16 protein-coding genes and 1 pseudogene are annotated in these 14,380 nt (G+C 69.5%); 7 read left to right on the top strand and 10 right to left on the bottom strand.

Going from position 1 to position 14,380, the window contains the following annotated elements:
* The 3 genes and pseudogenes from ACFDTC_RS08115 to lptF all read right to left on the bottom strand — a co-directional run.
* Positions 1-354 (bottom strand): annotated as a pseudogene (locus tag ACFDTC_RS08115) (LPS-assembly protein LptD); the annotation flags it as partial.
* Position 355: 1 nt separating this feature from the next.
* Entirely contained in the window at positions 356-1,450 is a 1,095-nt protein-coding gene (gene lptG / locus ACFDTC_RS08120; RefSeq protein WP_375258375.1) for an LPS export ABC transporter permease LptG, read from the bottom strand.
* Complete coding sequence (gene lptF, locus ACFDTC_RS08125) at positions 1,447-2,595, bottom strand: LPS export ABC transporter permease LptF (RefSeq protein ID WP_375258376.1); 1,149 nt, start codon at positions 2,593-2,595, stop codon at positions 1,447-1,449. The genes lptG and lptF overlap by 4 nt, the downstream gene beginning before the upstream one ends.
* 130 nt (positions 2,596-2,725) lie before the next feature.
* On the opposite strand from lptF, the gene ACFDTC_RS08130 reads away from it, so the two are divergent.
* Entirely contained in the window at positions 2,726-4,189 is a 1,464-nt protein-coding gene (locus ACFDTC_RS08130) for a leucyl aminopeptidase (protein ID WP_375258377.1), read from the top strand.
* 1 nt (position 4,190) lies between these two features.
* Positions 4,191-4,646, top strand: coding sequence for a DNA polymerase III subunit chi (locus tag ACFDTC_RS08135; RefSeq protein WP_375258378.1), 456 nt, complete (start codon positions 4,191-4,193; stop codon positions 4,644-4,646).
* 3 nt (positions 4,647-4,649) lie between these two features.
* Here ACFDTC_RS08135 and ACFDTC_RS08140 read toward each other — a convergent pair whose 3' ends face one another.
* Genes ACFDTC_RS08140 through ACFDTC_RS08150 form a run of 3 tightly spaced genes read right to left on the bottom strand, consistent with a single transcriptional unit; the run spans position 4,650 to position 7,835 of the window.
* A complete protein-coding gene (locus ACFDTC_RS08140; RefSeq protein WP_375258379.1) occupies positions 4,650-5,234 on the bottom strand; it encodes a TIGR02281 family clan AA aspartic protease in 585 nt (194 codons plus the stop codon).
* Positions 5,235-5,292: 58 nt separating this feature from the next.
* Positions 5,293-5,913 (bottom strand): MarC family protein, encoded by a 621-nt coding sequence (locus ACFDTC_RS08145; RefSeq protein ID WP_375258380.1) that lies wholly within the window; start codon positions 5,911-5,913, stop codon positions 5,293-5,295.
* Between the two features lie 38 nt (positions 5,914-5,951).
* Positions 5,952-7,835 (bottom strand): ABC-F family ATP-binding cassette domain-containing protein, encoded by a 1,884-nt coding sequence (locus tag ACFDTC_RS08150; protein ID WP_375258381.1) that lies wholly within the window; start codon positions 7,833-7,835, stop codon positions 5,952-5,954.
* 266 nt (positions 7,836-8,101) lie between these two features.
* Between ACFDTC_RS08150 and ndk the strand changes: the two genes are divergently transcribed.
* Positions 8,102-8,524, top strand: a complete 423-nt coding sequence (gene ndk / locus ACFDTC_RS08155) for a nucleoside-diphosphate kinase (protein ID WP_375258382.1) — start codon at positions 8,102-8,104, stop codon at positions 8,522-8,524.
* Between the two features lie 68 nt (positions 8,525-8,592).
* Here the strand turns inward: ndk and ACFDTC_RS08160 are convergent, their stop codons facing one another.
* The 4 genes from ACFDTC_RS08160 to ACFDTC_RS08175 are packed head-to-tail and all read right to left on the bottom strand — an operon-like array spanning position 8,593 to position 10,837.
* Entirely contained in the window at positions 8,593-9,063 is a 471-nt protein-coding gene (locus ACFDTC_RS08160) for a DUF4112 domain-containing protein (RefSeq protein ID WP_375258383.1), read from the bottom strand.
* Between the two features lie 3 nt (positions 9,064-9,066).
* A complete protein-coding gene (locus ACFDTC_RS08165) occupies positions 9,067-9,246 on the bottom strand; it encodes a YqaE/Pmp3 family membrane protein (protein ID WP_375258384.1) in 180 nt (59 codons plus the stop codon).
* 57 nt (positions 9,247-9,303) lie between these two features.
* Complete coding sequence (locus ACFDTC_RS08170; protein ID WP_375258385.1) at positions 9,304-9,645, bottom strand: TfoX/Sxy family protein; 342 nt, start codon at positions 9,643-9,645, stop codon at positions 9,304-9,306.
* 4 nt (positions 9,646-9,649) lie between these two features.
* Positions 9,650-10,837 carry a pyridoxal phosphate-dependent aminotransferase gene (locus ACFDTC_RS08175; protein WP_375258386.1) on the bottom strand — a complete coding sequence of 396 codons (1,188 nt, stop codon included), beginning with the start codon at positions 10,835-10,837 and terminating at the stop codon, positions 9,650-9,652.
* Between the two features lie 260 nt (positions 10,838-11,097).
* Between ACFDTC_RS08175 and ACFDTC_RS08180 the strand changes: the two genes are divergently transcribed.
* The 4 genes from ACFDTC_RS08180 (at position 11,098) to ACFDTC_RS08195 (ending at position 14,372) form a co-directional block, all read left to right on the top strand.
* Entirely contained in the window at positions 11,098-11,496 is a 399-nt protein-coding gene (locus ACFDTC_RS08180; RefSeq protein WP_375258387.1) for a hypothetical protein, read from the top strand.
* Positions 11,477-12,781 carry a DNA-packaging protein gene (locus ACFDTC_RS08185; RefSeq protein WP_375258388.1) on the top strand — a complete coding sequence of 435 codons (1,305 nt, stop codon included), beginning with the start codon at positions 11,477-11,479 and terminating at the stop codon, positions 12,779-12,781. The genes ACFDTC_RS08180 and ACFDTC_RS08185 overlap by 20 nt, the downstream gene beginning before the upstream one ends.
* A gap of 168 nt (positions 12,782-12,949) precedes the next feature.
* On the top strand, positions 12,950-14,152 hold the full coding sequence (locus ACFDTC_RS08190) for a phage portal protein (RefSeq protein ID WP_375258389.1): 1,203 nt from the start codon (positions 12,950-12,952) through the stop codon (positions 14,150-14,152).
* Positions 14,145-14,372 (top strand): hypothetical protein, encoded by a 228-nt coding sequence (locus tag ACFDTC_RS08195; protein ID WP_375258390.1) that lies wholly within the window; start codon positions 14,145-14,147, stop codon positions 14,370-14,372. The genes ACFDTC_RS08190 and ACFDTC_RS08195 overlap by 8 nt, the downstream gene beginning before the upstream one ends.
* Positions 14,373-14,380: the final 8 nt, after the last annotated feature.

Below are 14,380 nucleotides of genomic sequence, written 5' to 3' on the forward strand. Positions count from 1 at the left end.
AAGCTGCAGCTGGTCGTCGAGCACGATGCGCGCGCCGGCCAGCAAGCCGTTGCGAAAGCCTTCGTCCAGTTCCGCCGCCGAGGCCAGGATCGTGACCCGGCCGCTTTCGTCTGTGATGCGGATCGGACCCTCGACCGACAGCTGGCCGGCCTCGCGGTCGTAGACGATGCGGCTGGCCTGCAGGCGCGTGCCGTCGGACAGCGCTTCGACGTTGCCGGTAGCGATCAGGCGGGACTGGTCCTCGATCACGACGTTGTCCGCGACCAAGATGGCCGGATCGGCGGCATCCTGCTGAGCAAGCGCGGGAAGGCCGAGCGAGACGAGCGCGGCGAAAGCCAGGAACAGCCGCATCATGTCAGCCATCCTCCCTCTGCAGGACGAGTCCCAGCGCCAGCAGCAGCGAGGCCACCGGCGGAACCCAGGCGGCGAGCGCCGGCGACAGCTGGCCGTTCTCGCCCATGATCTGCGCGAAGTTGCGCACGTAGTACAACCCGAAGCCCAGCAGCACCGCGGACAAGACCGCAAGGCCGGTGCGCGCGCCGCGGGCCGGACGCATGGTGAAGGCGGCGCCGATCAGCACCATGGCGACCAGGAAGATCGGGCGCGCCAGCTCCATCTGCAGCCAGACGAGGTGCCGGCGCGCCGAGAAGCCCGCGACCTGCAGGTCGGAAATGAACGCGGGCAGATCCCAGATCGACACGTCTTCGGGCCGGCCGAAGCGGTCGCGGATGTTCTCCTGCGTGAGGCTCGAAGGCAGCGTCAGCGTGGCGTGGTCGCGCGCGCCGAGCTGCGGGTTCAGACCCGGCGTCAGCGGCCAGACCGTCGCGTCGCTCAGCCGCCACGCGCCCGGTTCCAGCGCCGCCTCGCGCGCGACGATGCGCCGGTCGGGGCCGCCGCCGGGCAGGTAGGTGACGATATCGACGTCGTAGAGCACCGTCGCCTCGGCGTTGGCGCGGGCGGCGCGGATCACCGCGCGGCCCTCGTCGCCGCCCTGGCGCAGCCACAGCCCCTCGGCGCCGATCGACAGCGTCGGCATCTCGCCCGAGCGCACTTCCTCGCGCAGGTCGGTGTAGCGTTGCGAGGTCGCGGCGACGATCGGGTTCATCATCGCCACGGTCAGGCCGCCGATCACCGTCGCGACCAGCACCGGCGCGGCCAGCACCACCAGCCCCGAGCGTCCCGAGGCGCGCGCGACCACCAGTTCCGACGACCGCGCGAGCGCGAGGAACAGCGCGATGGTCGCGAGGATCATCACCAGCGGCATGATCTGGTAGAGGCCCGCCGGCAGCTTCAGCGCGGTCAGCTGCGCCACCTGGCCGAAGACCATGTCGGGCTCGGCTGCGCGCAACTCCTCGATCAGGTCCAGCAGGAACTGGAACAGGCCGAAGATCGCCAGCACCGACAGGAAGGTCCACAGGAAGCGGCGGGCAAAGTAGTAATGCAGGATCATGCCGAGGCCCCGGCCGCCCGGTCGGCCCGGGCCGCACGGCGGCGCGCGCCGCCGAAGGGGCTGGACGCGCGCGCCAGCAGCATGGCCACCATCCCGAACCCCACCACCGACGGCAGGTAGACCAGCGGCCAGAGCCGCGCATTCGTGCGCACCGGATCGGTCACGGCGCTTTCCACCAGCTTGATGATCACCAGCAGCATGATCGCGCCGACGATCCGCCGCCCCACGCCGAAGCGCGAGAACGTGCCGGAATTGAGCGCCGCGAACCCGACCAGCGCCGCGACCAGCGCCAGGATCGGCTGCTGGAAGCGGGTGTGCGCCTCTTCCATCACCTCGCCCACCGTCTTGCCACCCAGTTCGGCCGCGCGTTCGGGCTGGGTCAGCAATTCCCAGGTCGAGACGTATTCGATCCGCCGCCGGCCAGATGTCTGCTGCTCGACGAGGCCCGAAACGTCATAGGTCAGATCGGTGAAGTTCGTGGTCGAGAGGCGGCGGGTTTCGGTGTTCAGCGTCTGCGCCATGCCGGCGACCATCAGCAGTTTCGGCCCCGCGTCGTCGCGCACCACGTAGGCGCGCTCGGCTGTGTAGGTGATCTCGCGCCCCGCGTCGCGGCGGTCGGTCAGCAGCACGTCCGACAGCTCGCCCTCGGGCGAGATCTCGCGCATGTAGAGGGTCACGCCGCGGGTGGGGTGCAGGAACGTCCCCTCGCGCAGCAGCCGCGCGCTGACCGAACCGGAAATCTCGGCCTCGCGCAGGCGCAGCTGTTCGCGGGCCGCGGGGATCAGCGCGTGGGTCAGCACGGCGGTCATCAGCATGACCAGTACGCCGAACACCGCCACGGGGCGCGCCAGGCGCCACGGCGACAGCCCCGAGGCCTGCACCACCGTCAGCTCGGATTCGTTCGAAAGGCGGTTGGTGACGTAGACCGCGGCCGCGAAGGCCGCCATCGGCAGCACCAGCGCCACGACCTGCGGCAGCGACAGGGCGGTGAATTCCAGGAAGATGCCCGCAGAATGGCCGTCGGCGATCAGCCGGTCGAACAGCAGCACAGCCCGGTTCACCCAGTAGACCGCGACCAGCACCAGGGCGAAGAAGCCGAACAGCACCATCAGTTGCGACAGGACGTATCTGTCGAATCTCTGCACGCGGCGCGCCCCCTCCGATGCCCCCAAGGTGTGCCGACGCTACCGGATCGGGCAGGGCAGGGAAAGGCGGCTCTGGCCATCCGCGGCGGGGCGGATTACCTGTTGTCGCGACATCTTCAGGAGGAACGGCATGACCGAGCTGCGCGCAATCGCTTTCGAACCCGTGGATCTGGACGCGCTGGCGGAGGCCGAGGGCCGCGTGGCCGTCACGGTCGCGCCCGACGGCACGATGTCGCCCGGTGCGCGGCGGCTCAACCGGCTGACCAAGGGCGCCGTGGCGCGCGCGCTGGAAAGCGACGGCTGGGAAAAGCTGTCCGAGGGCGACGCGATGGCACTTGGTTTTCCGGCTGGCATGGCGGCCGATGGTGTGGACGTGGTCAAGCTGTCGCGCAGGCCGGACGTGGCCACCGCGCGCAAGGCCGGGGCCTCGGTCGCGGTGCGCGCGGGCGACGCGCCGGTGCTGCTGCTGGTGGAGACCACGACACGCCCCGAGGAGATCGCGCTGGGGCTGGGCCTGCGCGGCTATTCCTTCGGCGCGCGCAAGTCCGAGGCGCAGAAGTTACGCGGCGACGCCCGCGTGATGGTCAAGGACCCCGACGGCGCCCGCACCAAGTGGGAGGTATCGCGCGCCGTGGCCGAGGGCGTGTTCTTCACGCGCGACCTGATCTCGGAACCCGCCAACGTGCTGACCACGACCGAGTTCGCCGACCGGCTGCTGGCGCTGAAGGATCTGGGCGTCGAGGTCGAGGTGCTGGACGAGGACCGCATGACCGAGCTGGGCATGGGCGCGCTGCTTTGCGTGGGCCAGGGCTCGCACAGCCCGTCGAAGATGGTGATCATGCGCTGGAAGGGCGGGCAGGGCGATCCGCTCGCGCTGGTCGGCAAGGGCGTGGTGTTCGACACCGGCGGCATCAGCCTCAAGCCGGCGCAGGGCATGGAAGACATGACCATGGACATGGGCGGCGCGGGCGTCGTCGCGGGCGTGATGAAGACGCTGGCCATGCGCAAGGCCAAGGCCAACGTCGTGGGCCTGGTCGGGCTCGTCGAGAACATGCCCTCGGGCAACGCGGTGCGGCCGGGCGACATCGTGACCTCGATGAAGGGCGACACGATCGAGGTGATCAACACCGATGCCGAAGGGCGGCTCGTGCTGGCGGACGTGCTCTGGTACGCGCAGGAGCACGAGAACCCGGCGGCGATCGTGGATCTGGCGACTTTGACCGGTGCCGCGATCATCGCGCTGGGGCACGAGAACGCCGGCGTGTTGTCGAACGACGACGATCTGGCGGGCGCGTTCCTGAAGGCCGCCGGCACCGAGGGCGAGGGCGCCTGGCGCCTGCCGCTGGGCAAGGCCTACGACGATCAGTTGAAGTCGATGAAGGCCGACATGAAGAACACCGGCGGCCGGCCCGCGGGTACGATCACCGCGGCGCAGTTCCTCAAGCGTTTCGTCAGGGACGACATGCCGTGGGTGCACCTGGACATCGCCGGCGTCGCGCAGGTGTCGAAGGACACAGCACTGGCGCCCAAGGGCGCGACCGGCTGGGGCGTCATGGCGCTGGACCGGCTGGTGCGCGACCGCTTCGAGGGCTGAGTTGGGTGCCGCGTACTTCTACCACCTGACGCGCCGGCCGCTCGACGCGGCGCTGGTGGCGTTGCTTGAGCGGTCGCTGGCGCAGGGTTGGCGCGTGGCGGTGCGCGGCACCGACCCCGAGCGGCTGGCCTGGCTGGACACGAAGCTGTGGGAAGGGCCGCAGGAGTCGTTCCTGCCGCACGGGCTGGCGGGCGGGGCGCACGACGCGGACCAGCCGATCCTGCTGACCGCGTCGGCGCAGGCGGCCAACGATCCAGCCTGCGTCATGGCCGTGGACGGCGCGCCGGTCGAGCCCGCCGAGGTCGGCCGGCTGGAGCGGGTCTGCATCCTGTTCGAGGACGACGACGAGGCGTTGCAGACCGCGCGCGGCCAGTGGAAGGCGCTGACCGCTGCGGGCTGTTCGGCGCAATACTGGTCCGAGGAATCCGGCCGGTGGGAGAAGAAGGCCGAGGCCTGAGCCTCAGTCGCGTTCCAGTACCATCTGGCCGCCTTCGATCTGCACGCGGTCGAAGCGCTGCAGGTAGCTCATCCCCAGTAGCGAGCCGAACATGTCCGCGTCATTGACATGAGCCGAGACGTTGCGGTCGGCGAAGGGCCCGAAATCGACGCTGTCGATGCGCACCGGCGCGGTGCGGACGACACCATTGGCGGTCTGCGCCTCGCCGAAGAAGGGAAGATCGTCGCTGAGGAGCCCCGCGCGCGCCGCGTCGTCGCGGCTGAGCACCATCGACGTGGCGCCGGTGTCGACCACGAAGCGCGTCGGCACGCCGTTGAGCTCGAGCGTGGCGTAGTAGTGCCCGTCGGGCGCGCGCGGCAGCACGATGCGTCCGGCCTCGGCAAAGACTGCCTGCCGGGGCGCCACGGCGCCGCGGATGTCGGACCACAACCCGATGGCGGCGATCACACCCAGGAAGATCAGCGCCCAGATCGCCAGGTGCTGCATGCTTCTGCCGATGGATTGCCGGCCGCGCACGAAGACCATGACGACCAGCGCGGTGCCCAGGATGGACAGGTAGACCAGGCTTTCGATGTTGATGCCGTTCATGCACGCTCCTGTTGGCTGGGGCGGATATGGGCATTCGCGCGGCGGGTTTTGAGGGGCGTCAGGCGGCAACCAGCCCGAAATCGCGCAGACCTTCCAGCACGAACTGCACCGACAGCGCCGCCAGCAGCATGCCCAGCAGGCGTGTCACCACGGTGATCCCGGTGCGCCCCAGCGCGCGTTCGATCAGGCCGGCCATCAGGAACAGGCTCAGCGCGATGGCCAGCACCGCGAGCATCACGCCCAGCACCGCCGCGACCGACGTGGCATCACCGGCCTGGCCGGTCAGCAGGATGATCGTGGCGATCGCTCCGGGGCCGGCGAGCAGCGGAATCGCGATGGGAAAGACCGACGGGTCGGGAAACGGCTCGTCCTCGGCCTGGTCCGCGCGGCGCTTGGTGCGGCGTTCGAACAGCATGTCGAGTGCGGTCAGGAACAGCAGGATGCCGCCGGCGATCCGGAAGGCGGGCATCGAGATCCCGATGAAACCCAGCACCGCCTCGCCGAAGAAGGCGAACAGCATCAGCACGCCGGCCGCGATCACGCAGGCGCGCAGCGCGACGGCGCGGCGATGCGCGGCGTCGGTGTCCTGCGTGAGCGCGATGAAGATCGGCGTCAGCCCGATCGGGTCCATGACCACGAACAGCGTCGCGAAGGCGGTGATCAGGAAGGCCGGGTCCATTACCCGCGCCTAGCGCGGCCCGGGCTGCCGCGCAAGCCTCAGGCCGAGGCGGGCGCCTCGTTCATCCGCGCCTCGGCGGCGTCGAGCCGCGCCTGGGCCTGCTCCCAAAGCCCCTCGGCCTTGGCCAGGCCGTCCTGGACCTCGGCGTACTTGCGGTTCCAGACGTCGAGATCGCCGGCACGCTCGACATCGTAGAGCTTCGGGTCCGCGAGCTTTGTCTGCAGCTTGCCGCGCATGTCCTCGAGCTTGGCGACGCGGTCCTCGCACTTGCGCAGGTCGGCCCGCAGGGCGGTGATCTCGTCCTTGGTGGGCTTGGGCTTGCTCGGCTTTTCCTTGCGCCGCGCCTTGGCGGGCTTGTCCGCCGCGTCGTTGAGCAGCAGCGCGCGGTAGGCGTCGAGATCGTCGTCGTAGGGGGCCACCGTGCCGCCCGAGACCATCCACAGCCGGTCGGCGACCATGCCCAGCAGGTGCATGTCGTGGCTGACCAGGATCACAGCGCCTTCGTAGGCGTTCAGCGCCTCGACCAGCGCCTCGCGGCTTTCGATGTCGAGGTGGTTGGTCGGCTCGTCGAGGATCAGCATGTGCGGCGCATCGAGCGTGGCCAGCAGCAGCGACAGCCGCGCTTTCTGTCCGCCCGAAAGCCGCCCGACCTCGGTATCCGCCTGCGCCGCCATCAGGCCGAAGCCGGCGAGCTGGGCGCGCAGCTTCGATTGCAGCACGCCGGGGCGCGCGCGCAGCATGTGCTGGATCGGCGTCTCCTCGACGCGCAGCTCGTCCACCTGGTGCTGGGCGAAGTAGCCGACCCGCAGCTTGGTACTGCGCGTCATCTTGCCCGCCATCAGCGGCAGCCGGTCGGCGAGCAGCTTCGACAGGGTCGACTTGCCCTGGCCGTTGCGGCCCAGCAGCGCGATGCGGTCGTCCTGATCGATGCGCAGGTTCAGCTTCTGCAGCACGACGGTGTCGCCATAGCCTGTCTCGCCGCCTTCCAGCGCCACGATGGGCGGCGACAGCGCCTCGGGCTGCGGAAAGGTGAAGACGGCCTTGGCGGCTTCCTCGGGCGTGGTGACGGTGTCCATCCGCTCGATCATCTTAAGGCGCGACTGGGCCTGCTTGGCCTTGGATGCCTTGGCGCGGAAGCGGTCGACGAAGCTTTGGAGATGGGCGCGGCGGGCCTCCTGCTTCTTGGCGAAGGCGGCGGCCTGGGCGCGCTTCTCGGCGCGCTGGCGGGCGAACTGGTCGTAAGGACCCTGGTAGTAGGTGAGCTTGCGGTCCTCGAGATGCAGGATCCCGCCCACCGCGCGGTTCAGCAGCCCTCGGTCGTGCGAGATCACGATCACCGTGTGTGGGTAGCGCGTGAGGTAGCCCTCGAGCCACAGCGCGCCCTCGAGATCGAGGTAGTTGGTCGGCTCGTCGAGCAGCAGTAGGTCGGGCTGCGCGAAGAGCACGCCGGCCAGCGCCACACGCATCCGCCAGCCGCCCGAGAAGTCGGAACACGGCCGCTGCTGCGCCTCGGCGTCGAAGCCCAGGCCCTTGAGGATGCTCGCCGCGCGGCCCTCGGCCGACCAGGCGTCGATGTCGGCCAGCCGGGTCTGCACTTCGGCGATGCGGTGCGGGTCGGTGGCAGTCTCGGCCTCGGCCATCAGCGCTGCGCGTTCGGTGTCGGCGGCCAGCACGGTCTCGATCAGCGAGATGTCCGACGAAGGCGCTTCCTGCGCCACGCCGCCGATGCGCGCGCGCGAGGGCAGCGCGATCTCGCCCCGGTCCAGCGTCAGCTCGCCCCGGATGAGGCGGAAGAGCGTGGTCTTGCCCGCGCCGTTGGGCCCGACGAGTCCCACCTTGTGGCCGTCGGGAATCGTCGCAGTGGCGCCGTCGAACAGCGGCCGGCCCTCGACCGAATAGGCGATGTCTGTGATCTGCAGCATGGCAGGCCTCTAGCAGCTTCGCGGGGGAAGGAAAACGCCCGAAACGCGCGCCGGGTCACGCGGCACGCGCCGTGTGGCCGGGCCCCATTTTCTCGGGAGATATCCCGGGTGAGTCGACGGGGGCAGAGACCCCGCCAACATCGGCGCCGGCTGCACCTCCGCGAAAGCCGGGCGCCGGGCCTTCCCAATCCGGGATGCCCATGCTAACGCCGCGCCCAATCCACACCGCCGGCCCCGCCGGCCCCTCAACAGACGGAGCGACCCCAATGGCGACCGAACGTACCCTTTCGATCATCAAGCCCGACGCCACCCGCCGCAACCTGACCGGCAAGATCAACGCCAAGTTCGAGGATGCCGGCCTGCGCATCGTCGCGCAGAAGCGCATCCAGCTGACCAAGGCGCAGGCCGGCGAGTTCTACGCCGTCCACAAGGAACGCCCTTTCTACGACGAGCTGTGCGAGTTCATGGCGTCCGAGCCGGTCGTCGTGCAGGTGCTGGAAGGCGAAGGCGCCATCGCGAAGAACCGCGAAGTGATGGGCGCGACGAACCCTAAGGACGCGGCACCCGGTACGATCCGCGCCGAATTCGCCGAATCCGTGGGCGAGAACTCGGTCCACGGCTCGGACGCGGCCGACACCGCTGCGCAGGAGATCGCGTACTTCTTCTCGGGTCTGGAACTGGTCGGCTGAACGCCGTCGCCGGTTCGGAAATGTGAAAGGCGCCCCGCGGGGCGCCTTTTTTTATGACCGGTCGGGAGTCACAGGAACGGCCGTTGCGCCGGCATCCCGGTCAGCGGCGGCGCGTCGGGTCCGGGGTCGTCGGGCTGGGGAAAAAGCGGCACCACGTTCGAAGGCGGCGTGTCGCCGCCGCGCGGCATGGCGTGGCGCAACTCGATATGCGCGCGCAGAAGGGCCACGTTGCGCAGATTAGCCTTGTACGCGATGTCAAAGATGTCGCCGACCAACGGCACCACACCGATGGCCCAGTCGATGGCGATGTTCGTCGCCATCTTGGTCAGCAGGCGGCGCGGCGCGCCGGCCATGTTCGCCACCTGCAGGATGTAGAGCGATGGCAGCATCGCCAACGCGTCGCCTACGCCGGGCACGAGGCCCAGAACGGCGTCCATGCCGAAGGTCATGCGGGTGAACGGGATCCGCACGGCGTTGTCCATCCGGCGGGCGATCTTCTCGGCGCGGGCGAGACGCGTGTAGTCGCGATGCGTGTCCATCGCTCAGACCTTGCGGACGTCCGGGCCGGTTCTGGCGATGATCCAGATAGCGTGCACGATGCCGGGGATGTAGCCCAGGATCGTCAGCAGGATGTTGAGCCAGAAATGCTTGCCCAAGCCGACCTGCAGGAAAACGCCCAGCGGCGGCAGGATGATGGCGAAGATGATGCGAATAATGTCCATCGGGAATGTCTCCTCTCGGTTCGCCGATGAAACCCGTGCGGGACCGTTTCGGTTCCGTCAGTTCGACAGCCCGATGTCGCGCAGGAACCGCGCGAGATCGGGCGAGAGCGCCGCATCGCTTTGCGCATTTCGGGACTTGATGGCGTCGAAGCTGCGCCGCAGGGCGGCTTTCTCGTCGCCCTTGCAGTCGTTCCACGGGCGGCCCTGCAGCGCCATGTGCAGCACGTAGTAGCCGATGAAGTGCGGCCGCTCGCCGGCGGCGAGCAGGCGGGCGTAGGCCTCGTCCGCGCCCAGCGCGCGCAGGGTTTCCGCGTCCTGAATGCCGGCGCGGGTGCAGGCCTGCTCGAACGCCGGGCCGAGGTTGCGGATGCTGCTGACGGGCGTGCCGCCGGCGGCCATGGCGTCAGGCCGCCTCGGCGCGACGGGCCGCGAAGCCGCAGAGCGTGTCGATCGCCTCGACCAGGCGGGTGTCCTCGACGGTCAGGGCGACGCGGATGTGCCCGGCGGCCGAGCGGCCGAAGCTTTCCCCCGGCATGACCGCGATGCCGTGCGTGTCAAGCAGGGATTCGGCGAAGTCGCGGCCCGAGAGGCCCGTCGCGCGGATGTCGAGCATCAGGTACATGGCGCCCTGCGAAGGGATTGCGCGGACGAGGTCCTGGCGCGACAGCGCGCCCAGAACCAGCGCGCGCCGGCGGCGGAAAGGGTCGGCCACGGCGCGTTCGGGCGCGTCGCCCTGCGCCAACGCGAAGGCGGCGCCGTCCTGGATGAAGCCCGCGACGCCGTAGGTGGTCGACGTCGACAGGTCGATCAGCGCATCGATGGCGGCCTGCGGCCCGACGATCCAGCCCACGCGCGACCCGGTCATGGCGTGGCTTTTCGACATCGAGCCGATGACCAGCGTGCGCTCGGCCATGCCGGGCAGGGCGCGGGGCGACAGGTGCTCGCCTTCCCAGATCTGGGTGTCGTAGACCTCGTCCGAGATCACCCACAGGTCGCGCGCCTGCGCCACGCGGGCGATCGCCTGGAGCGTCTCGGCCGGGTAGATCGCGCCGGTCGGATTGTTGGGCGTGTTGAGCAGCAGCGACCGCGCGCCGGTTCCGCGTGCGATGCGGTCGATGCGGTCCGGATCGGGCAGGAAGCCGTCGGCGGCGTCGGTCTCGATCGCGATGGCCCGGGCCGAGGCGCCGCGGATCGTGCCGGGATAGGTCGCGTAGTAGGGATCGATGTAGAGCGCCGTGTCGCCCGGTGCGCAGACCGCGATATGCGTAGCGAAGAGGCCTGCCTGTCCGCCCGCGGTGACGACGACGTTTTCGCGCGCGGTCTCGGCGCGGGTGCGGGTTGTGACCCGCGCCGCGATGGCGTCGCGCAGGGCAGGCGTGCCGGGCACCATGGCATAGCCGGTGTGGCCCGCCAAAGCCGCCTTGTGCATCGCTTCGAGGATGGCGCGGTCGGTGCCGATATCATGCTCGCCGATCGTCAGCTCGGTCACCGGCTTGCCCGCCGCGACCATGGCGCGGGCACGGTAGAACACCTCCCACCCGTCCGAGCCGCCTTCGTTGAGCGAGGTGATGCGGGACGACAGCTGCGGCATGGAAGGCTCCGGGAATGCGGGACGGGTGCGCCGTGCATGCCAGAGCCGCGGTGCTGCGGCAAGCGGCGGGGATGTTCATCTTCGGTCAACGAAGATTGCCAAACGGTGAATTTGCCGACCGCGGCAGGGGAGTCTCGGAAAGGTTCGCAAGCCTAGGGTTGGTGCAGTGCTGGACCTGAGGGCGACGGGTCAGGGCAGAAGTTCGACCGTCGCCCGATGCTCTCTGGGGGGGAGACCTACAGGCAAAAAAGGTGTCGAGCATGACCGAGCAGTATGACGACCAAACCAACAACAACAACGGCAACATCATCAACGAAGACAAGACCCTGATCCGCGCCGACAGCCGGCTGACCAAGCTGGAGGAAGAACGCGAGGCGATCGCCGAGACGCTGACGGACCTGCGCGAGCAGGTGGCGATGCTGAGCCGGAAGTTGCGGGCCGGGGATTACGCAAAGAGCACGGACGACGGCAAGCTTCTGGCGGACATCCGCTACTGGCTGCGGGCCGCGCGGGAAACGGAGGCCGAAATTGACGATCTCAGACGACGCGACAACGGAATTGTCGGCGAATACGGATTGGACCTCGACCAGGCATGCGTTGCGGTCCGGTGCCGCCTGGATAGCCTCCGAACCTGCTGCGGTGCAGAAGAGGTTTCTTGATAGCCTGCAACCGGGGGAGCGCCTCGCGCTCCCCTTCCTGTTCGACTTCTGGGCGCACGATCACCAGTTGCCGCCCGAGGGCGACTGGCGCACCTGGGTGATCCTTGGCGGGCGCGGCGCGGGCAAGACCCGCGCCGGTGCCGAATGGGTGCGGTCGATGGTCGAGGGCTCGCGCCCGCGCGATCCCGGCAAGTGCAAGCGCCTGGCGCTGATCGGCGAGACCTTCGACCAGGTGCGCGAGGTGATGATCTACGGCGACAGCGGGATCATGGCGTGCTCGCCCCCCGACCGGAAGCCGAAATGGGTGGCCTCGCGCCGGTGCTTGGTGTGGCCCAACGGCGCCGAGGCGATGTGCTTTTCGGCGCATGACCCGGAATCGCTGCGCGGGCCGCAATTCGATGGCGCCTGGGCGGACGAACTGGCGAAGTGGCCGAAGGCGCGCGAGACGTGGGACATGCTGCAGTTCGGCCTGCGTCTGGGTGACGATCCGCGCGCCTGCGTGACGACGACACCGCGCAACGTCGACGTGGTCAAGGAGCTGCTCGAGCTGCCATCGACCGTGGTGACGCGCGCGCCGACCGAGGCGAACCGCGCACATCTGGCGGCGTCCATTCTGGCCGAGGTCCGCACCCGGTACGAAGGCACGAAGCTGGGCATGCAGGAACTGGACGGCGTGCTGGTCGAAGAGGTCGACGGGGCGTTGTGGACGCGCGAGATGCTGGAAGGCGCGCGCGCCGCGCGGCTGCCTGCGTTCACGCGCATCGTCGTCGCGGTCGACCCGCCGGCGGGTTCGGGCCGGAAATCCGACGCTTGCGGCATCGTCGTCGTGGGCGTCGTGCAGCGCGGGGCCCCGCAGGACTGGCGCGCCGTGGTGCTCGAGGATGCGAGCGTTCAGGGCGTCTCGCCCACCGGCTGGGCGCAAGCGGCGGTTCGCGCGCACGAGCGCTGGCAGGCCGACCGCGTGGTTGCCGAGGTCAACATGGGCGGCGAGATGGTCGAGACCGTGCTGCGCCAGGTCGCGCCGCTGCTGCCCGTCCGCAAGGTACACGCCACGCGCGACAAGACTGCGCGCGCTGAGCCGGTGGCCGCCCTCTACGAGCAGGGTCGCGTGGCGCATGCCGCGGGTCTCGGCACGCTGGAATCGCAGATGTGCCTGATGACGCAGACCGGATTCGCAGGCACCGGCAGCCCCGATCGCGTCGACGCTCTGGTCTGGGCGCTGACCGATCTGATGATCGAGCCCGCGCGGAACTGGCAGTTGCCGAACGTGCGTACGCTGCCGTGAAGCGGCGTTAAGAGCTGCCCCCTAGGGTGATTTTCAACGGCGCGGAACACGACCCGCACCACCGACAACGAACCGATCCGATCCGATCGAACCGACAGCCGGACGTGCATAGGCGCGCGACCGGACACGGCGCTGCCGACTGTCGGCGGACAAAAGGAGCAAGGCGCGATGGTATTCGATTTTCTCATGCGGCGCGAACAGCAGGCCCCGGCGCAACCGGCCGAGGTCAAGGCCTCGGCCACCGGGCCGGTCGTCGCGCACATGACCAGCGGCCGCGTCGCCTGGTCGCCGCGGGACACGGTCACGCTGACGAAGCAGGCCTTCACCGGCAACCCGGTGGGCTTTCGCGCGGTGAAGCTGATCGCCGAGGCCGCCGCCGCGCTCCCGCTGGTGCTGCAGGACGACCAGACGCGCTATGCCGCCCATCCTCTGCTGCGCCTGATCACGGCGCCCAATCCCGCACAGGGCCGGGCCGAGCTGTTCGAGGCGCTTTACGGCCAGCTGCTGCTGTCGGGCGACGGGTACCTCGAGGCGGTGGTGGGCGAGGCCACCGGCATGCCGCTGGAGCTTCACGTGCTGCGCTCGGACCGGATGGCGGTGGTGCCGGGCAAGGACGGCTGGCCGGTCGCTTATGACTACACCGTCGGCGCACGCAAGCTGCGCTTCGACGTCTCTGGCGCGCTCCAGCCCATCTGCCACATCCGCAACTTCCATCCGCAGGACGATCATTACGGGCTGAGCCCGCTGCAGGCCGCCGCGCAGGCGATCGACGTGCACAACGCCGCATCGCGCTGGTCCAAGGGGCTGCTGGACAACGCCGCGCGGCCGTCGGGCGCCATCGTCTGGCGCGGCACGGACGGTCAGGGGCACATGACCAACGAACAATACGACCGGCTGGTGTCCGAGATGGAGAACAACCATCAGGGCGCGCGCAACGCCGGACGGCCGATGCTGCTGGAAGGCGGGCTGGACTGGAAACCGATGGGCTTCTCGCCCTCGGACATGGAGTTCCAGAAGACCAAGGAATCCGCGGCGCGCGAGATCGCGGTCGCCTTCGGGGTGCCGCCGATGCTGCTGGGCATCCCGGGAGAGGCGACCTACGCCAACTACGCCGAGGCGCACCGGGCGTTCTACCGCCTGACGGTGTTGCCGCTGGCGACGCGCGTCGCTGACGCGGTGGGTCGCTGGTTGTCGGGGTTCGTGGACGACGCGGTGACTCTGAAGCCCGACCTCGACCAGGTGCCCGCGCTGGCGACCGAGCGCGACGCACAGTGGAGCCGCGTGGCGCAGGCCGACTTCCTGACAACCGCCGAGAAACGCGCCCTGCTTGGTCTGCCGGTGCTCGAGACCGGGGGGCAGGACGGTGAGTGACCCGCGCCGCACGTCCGAGCCCTTCGCCTGCGCGCCGGGCCTTCGGCTGGAAGCGCACGAGCGGGTCAGCAAGCTGCAGATCGACGCGCTGGATGCCCGGCTCGGGCGGCTCGATGCCTTGCTCGAGCGGCTGGAGAAGCGGCTTTGGGTGACGGTCTACGGCGTGGTCGCGGTGATCCTGGCCGACGTTGTGCGCGAGATCGCCGTCGCCGTTCCCTGAGGCACATC

Source organism: Citreimonas sp. (genome assembly GCF_042096055.1).
Lineage (GTDB): Bacteria > Pseudomonadota > Alphaproteobacteria > Rhodobacterales > Rhodobacteraceae > Citreimonas.

Excerpts from the sequence above, each read along its gene's own strand:
- lptG (WP_375258375.1), bottom strand. The coding sequence starts at position 1,450 with ATGATCCTGCATTACTACTTTGCCCGCCGCTTCCTGTGGACCTTCCTG.
- ACFDTC_RS08130 (WP_375258377.1), top strand. The coding sequence starts at position 2,726 with ATGACCGAGCTGCGCGCAATCGCTTTCGAACCCGTGGATCTGGACGCG.
- ACFDTC_RS08140 (WP_375258379.1), bottom strand. The coding sequence starts at position 5,234 with ATGAACGGCATCAACATCGAAAGCCTGGTCTACCTGTCCATCCTGGGC.
- ACFDTC_RS08145 (WP_375258380.1), bottom strand. The coding sequence starts at position 5,913 with ATGGACCCGGCCTTCCTGATCACCGCCTTCGCGACGCTGTTCGTGGTC.
- ACFDTC_RS08150 (WP_375258381.1), bottom strand. The coding sequence starts at position 7,835 with ATGCTGCAGATCACAGACATCGCCTATTCGGTCGAGGGCCGGCCGCTG.
- ndk (WP_375258382.1), top strand. The coding sequence starts at position 8,102 with ATGGCGACCGAACGTACCCTTTCGATCATCAAGCCCGACGCCACCCGC.
- ACFDTC_RS08160 (WP_375258383.1), bottom strand. The coding sequence starts at position 9,063 with ATGGACACGCATCGCGACTACACGCGTCTCGCCCGCGCCGAGAAGATC.
- ACFDTC_RS08165 (WP_375258384.1), bottom strand. The coding sequence starts at position 9,246 with ATGGACATTATTCGCATCATCTTCGCCATCATCCTGCCGCCGCTGGGC.
- ACFDTC_RS08170 (WP_375258385.1), bottom strand. The coding sequence starts at position 9,645 with ATGGCCGCCGGCGGCACGCCCGTCAGCAGCATCCGCAACCTCGGCCCG.
- ACFDTC_RS08175 (WP_375258386.1), bottom strand. The coding sequence starts at position 10,837 with ATGCCGCAGCTGTCGTCCCGCATCACCTCGCTCAACGAAGGCGGCTCG.
- ACFDTC_RS08180 (WP_375258387.1), top strand. The coding sequence starts at position 11,098 with ATGACCGAGCAGTATGACGACCAAACCAACAACAACAACGGCAACATC.
- ACFDTC_RS08190 (WP_375258389.1), top strand. The coding sequence starts at position 12,950 with ATGGTATTCGATTTTCTCATGCGGCGCGAACAGCAGGCCCCGGCGCAA.